2 protein-coding genes are annotated in these 4,007 nt (G+C 39.2%); one reads left to right on the top strand and one right to left on the bottom strand.

Features of this window, described 5'->3' with window-relative positions; genetic code table 11:
* The first annotated feature begins 897 nt into the window (after positions 1–897).
* Complete coding sequence (locus E1176_RS04655; RefSeq protein ID WP_185152630.1) at positions 898–2,127, top strand: 4-hydroxy-3-methylbut-2-enyl diphosphate reductase; 1,230 nt, start codon at positions 898–900, stop codon at positions 2,125–2,127.
* A 34-nt stretch (positions 2,128–2,161) separates the two neighbouring features.
* On the opposite strand, the gene E1176_RS04650 is transcribed toward E1176_RS04655, so the two are convergent.
* Positions 2,162–4,007 (bottom strand): tetratricopeptide repeat protein (locus E1176_RS04650; RefSeq protein WP_222933084.1); only part of this gene is annotated, 1,846 nt, incomplete at its 5' end.

Here is a 4,007-nt window from a genome sequence, read left to right as displayed (position 1 = left end):
ACAATAGAATAGGTAAATATTTCATAGGCTTTTATTTCTTATGATGTCTTACATGTTCAATTTCCATAAAAAGATAGAGATTCTTTTTACTCATCTCACAAAATCAAGCTTGAGACATTCTTGTTTTTGTTAATAACTCTGTGATTATCAGGCAAAACCTGTGGATAAACACCTGCTTTTAGCTCTAAATATTTGTGGGAAATATGTGGGAAACAACAACTCAAAAAAGTTGGGCTGCAAAGATATTATTACGACCTTCATATTACCAAGTGAGAGATATTCACGGCAGACACAAAAGAGTGTCAGGTAAGTAATGCAGAAAATTCGCAATATTTTTACTCAAAGGGGTTAAGGTTTATAACTGATAACCTGAAAGAACTAAAGTTTCAGAAAAGTAAAAGTATCATAGAGTGGCCCAATAAGTAAGCTGCATAAATCTATTTCGATGGGTTTTTGAGAGTGCACAAGCTGGGTTTGAAGTTTTCTTCTAAAGTTTTATCGGTATAAAAACCGATAATTTGAAATGGCACAAGCCACAACGATGTCTACTTTGAGTCCGACCAGGTCGTGATCATTTAAAAGGATACTGCAAGAACATCAGAGCCTTAATTTACTGCCTTTATGGTGATAAAATCGAGGGTGAAGCCTGATAACGGTAACTTGGCATGGATGACAACATGGGTTGTCGTCACATGGAATGGGGGTTTTTCTTAAAAGAAAAGTCCCCATTTTTCGTGAAAACGAGCATTTAGATATTAAGTAACCCCCTCAGCTCGTCACTAGCCGGAAAGTACCCTAGCTTTTCGGCTTTTTTTATTGGGTCAGTGGCCGGATGGCAGGCGAACTAGTTTCACTACAGTTTGTTACCTTTACAGCATCAAAAAAATCTAAGCCGCTATCAAAAAGTTTGACATCCCCGCATATTATCGATCTTCAATTACCGGTAAGATCAAAGAAATACGAAGAGTAAAAGACCCTCGTAAAAAAGACTTCAGTCCTGTTTGTCTAGACTTCGGGCCAGTACAGTTTTACATAGCCAGACATTTTGGTTTCTGCTACGGGGTAGAAAATGCAATTGAGATAAGCTACAAAGCTTTAGAAGAAAATCCTGACAAGCGAGTGTTTCTGCTGAGCCAGATGATTCACAACCAGGAAGTGAATAACGACTTGCAAGGTCGCGGTATTCAATTTATTATGGATACCGATGGCACGCAGTTCATTCCGTGGGATGAGCTAAAACCAGAAGATATCGTAATCATACCTGCATTTGGAACAACTTTAGAGATTGAGCAAAAACTGGCAGATATCGGCATTGAAGTGCAGCGGTATAATACCACTTGCCCGTTTGTAGAAAAAGTGTGGAAGCGCTCGAGCAAACTGGGAGAAGATAATCATACCATTATTATTCATGGTAAGCATAACCATGAAGAGACGAGAGCAACTTTTTCTCACAGTTCAAAAAGTGCACCTTCAGTTATTGTAAAAAATATTGAAGAAACGCGTACGCTTGGTGAAGTGATTAAAGGCAATATTAGTAAAGAGGAGTTTTACCAACTTTTTGAAGGTAGATATTCTGAGGGTTTTGACCCGGAGAAGGATTTTGACAAAGTCGGTGTGGTAAATCAGACCACTATGCTGGCTACCGAAACACAAGAAATTGCCGATTATGTGAAACAAGTAATGGTAGAGCTTCACGGAGTCGACAATTATAAATCGCATTTTGCTGATACCCGCGATACCCTTTGTTATGCGACAAACGACAATCAGGATGCTACTTACGGTCTTTTAGAAAAAGATGCAGACCTGGCGATTGTTGTGGGTGGCTATAATAGCTCTAACACTTCTCATATCGTTGAGCTTTGTGAAAGAAAGTTTCCCACCTATTTTATAAATTCTCACAAAGAAGTAGTCTCTGCTGAGCAGATTCATCATTTTGATTACGAAAACAAAGAAAAGAAAGCTACAGCTGACTGGTTGCCAGAAAAAGAGCCTGTTAAAATAGTGCTTACTAGTGGTGCCTCTTGCCCGGACACTCTGGTGGATGCGGTAATGATGCGAGTACTAGAATTTTTTGAAGACACAAAGTCAGTAGAAAACCTCATGCAAGAGATCGAAGCAGAAGCTTAGATGATTTAAATCCTGAAGACTTGTAAAGGTGCAACTAAACCTTAACTCCAATAATAAGGATGTCATCGGTTTGCTGGTTTTGCCCCTTCCAGGTGAGTAAATCATCTTTTATCACCATAAGCTGCTCTTCCATAGGTTGCTCGAAAATCCTACTAAGCAGATCTCTCAATCGCGGGTACATAAACTTCTTGTTTTTATTGCCGCCAAATTGATCGACTATACCATCTGTAAATAAATAGATACAGTCGTTGGCATTGAGTTGTAGCTCATGTTGGGTGAAGCTGCGGTCAAAAGGATAGGCATCTCCACCTACCGGGTGACTATCGCCTTTAAGTATATGAAGAGACTCCTTGTGAAAGTAGTATAATGGCCTCTTTGCTCCGGCAAAAGTGAGCTTTTTAGAAACCCTGTCGTACAAACACAACGCGATGTCCATGCCGTCATCTGTTTGTGCGCCTATATTGTTACCATGCATGCTGGTCAGCATTTTCTGGTTAAGCTGTATGAGTATTTCAGCTGGCTGTAACACATCATTTTCAACTACAATATTATTTAGGTGAGAGTTGCCTAATACATTTAAAAAGGCTGCCGGTACACCATGTCCTGTACAATCTACTGCTGCCAATACAACATGGTCGCCCTTTTCGGCAAACCAATAAAAGTCTCCACTCACCACGTCTCTTGCCTTGCTGTAAACAAAAGCGTCTTTAAATATTTGCTGTAGCTTATCAGCAGTGGGTAAGATTGCTTTCTGAATATTCTTCGCATAGAAGATACTATCCATGATATTCTTATTTTTTTCGGCAATCTCCTCGTTTTGTGTTTGGAGCAGTTGGTTTGTACGTGTTTTGTAAATATTCTTTCTAAATTGAAGAAAGACAATGACAGCTACCAGCAAAATAGCTGCTATCAAAAAGTACATAGTAAAAATATTACTCCTTATGCGCAGGTCCTTTATTTCAGACTCTTTTTTTAAGAGTTCTATTTCTTTCTGACTGCGCCTAAGTTGATAATTACGCTCAATCTCTGTAATCATTTTAGACTGCTCTTCATTAAAAAGCAGAGCGTTTACCGAGTCGTATTTTTGATAATAGGCAAATGCCATTCGGGTGTTCCCTCTTTGTTCGTATACCTCAGAGATACCCAGAAAGTTTTGCTTTACAATCGACTTTGCGCCTATGTCTTCTGCCAGGCGTAGACTGGTATTGAATTTTTCCATAGCCCGACCATACTGCTTTTGGGCCACATTGAGGTAGGCATAATCAAGCAACATCTCGGCTTTATTATACTTATTGTCGATCTGGTCAGAGAGCATAATCGCTTTATCATAATAAAATGAGGTAGAATCATAGTTGCCATCGAGGTAATGGTTCTTGCCAATATTATTATAAATGGTGTACAGGTTATAAGCGTCCTTTGTTCGTAAGTCTATTTCTAGTGCCTTTCTAAAGTATTTAAAGGCTATATCTAAACTATCAATCTGCTGGTAGGCCAGGCCCAGATTGCTGTAAGTGTTAGCAATGCTTAAGGTATCATTGAGTGATTGCTTTATCTCCAAGGAGAGTTTGTGATATTTTATGGTTTCTTCCATTCTCCCCAGCTCAGATAAAATCAGACCGATGTTATTATAGCTTTTTGCCAGAGCAAAAGTGTCTTTAAGTGCGGTATTGGCACTCAGAGCCTGGTAAAAGAAATCAAGTGTTTTTTTATAATCTCCCAGGTTGTAATAGAGTATTCCGAGTGTGGTGGCACATTCTGCTTTTTGTCGGATTAGTTTCTTTTCTTCGGCAAGCTGCAGTGCTTCATACCCAAACTTTATGGCCTCTTCATAATCTTCAGTGCTTTGCGCCAAAGTGTGTAGTAAATCAACCTTTGTGGAG

This window comes from Fulvivirga aurantia (genome assembly GCF_009711475.1).
Taxonomy (GTDB): Bacteria; Bacteroidota; Bacteroidia; order Cytophagales; family Cyclobacteriaceae; genus Fulvivirga; species Fulvivirga aurantia.
Note: the sequence above shows the minus strand (reverse complement) of the source record. Positions and strands in the feature narration are given on the sequence as shown.